We start from the raw sequence: 629 nt of genomic DNA, 5'->3' as shown, positions 1-629 counted from the left end.
ACGTGAAATACTGTCACGGTGCGAGCCGTCAGTCCATACGCGATCATAAAAGCTCTGATCATCGCGGGCAATATTTTCGTTAGCAAAACGTCCATAGGTGTCTTTGTCTGCTAAACGTGCAGCAAAAATCGCATAGAATTGTTCTAGCAAACTTTTTTTAGCGGGAGACTGATCATCTCCTAATACTGCAGGGCTAACGGTACGTGTTAAATGACCAATGATATCCATAATGTACTTCCTCCAATCATTCTTGTTTTATGTCTAACTCATTCAAAAGATATAAAAAATCTATTATAAATCTGTATATAGATAAATAGTCCAAATAAAAAAGTGCTGAGCACCTTATATTCTGACTAATTTTATTCATATAAGATTTACAATTAACTACTCATTTATAAAACTTAACTATCAGATATTATAAAAGCAATGCATAAATCAACTCTACAAACACGCTGTTGTGCAAATGATACATTAGGTAATTTTTGAGATGTGGCACGTAACTGTATCGCTAATACCTTACAACTTCTTAACATAAAGATAAAAATAGTATGAAGATCAAATATCAATCGCTACGTAGACTTTGATTAAATCGTTAAAAACTGTTTGAATATTTCAGTGCGTGCTTATCT

At 33.1% G+C, this 629-nt stretch carries 1 pseudogene; it reads right to left on the bottom strand.

The annotated features are described in order from the left end of the window. Positions 1–228: pseudogene (locus tag ACS8FD_RS21885) on the bottom strand (OmpA family protein); the annotation flags it as partial. Positions 229–629: the final 401 nt, after the last annotated feature.

Source organism: Psychrobacter sp. 1U2, from assembly GCF_051847575.1.
The sequence above is the reverse complement of the archived record's forward strand: the minus strand, read 5'-3'. Positions and strand labels throughout refer to the sequence as shown.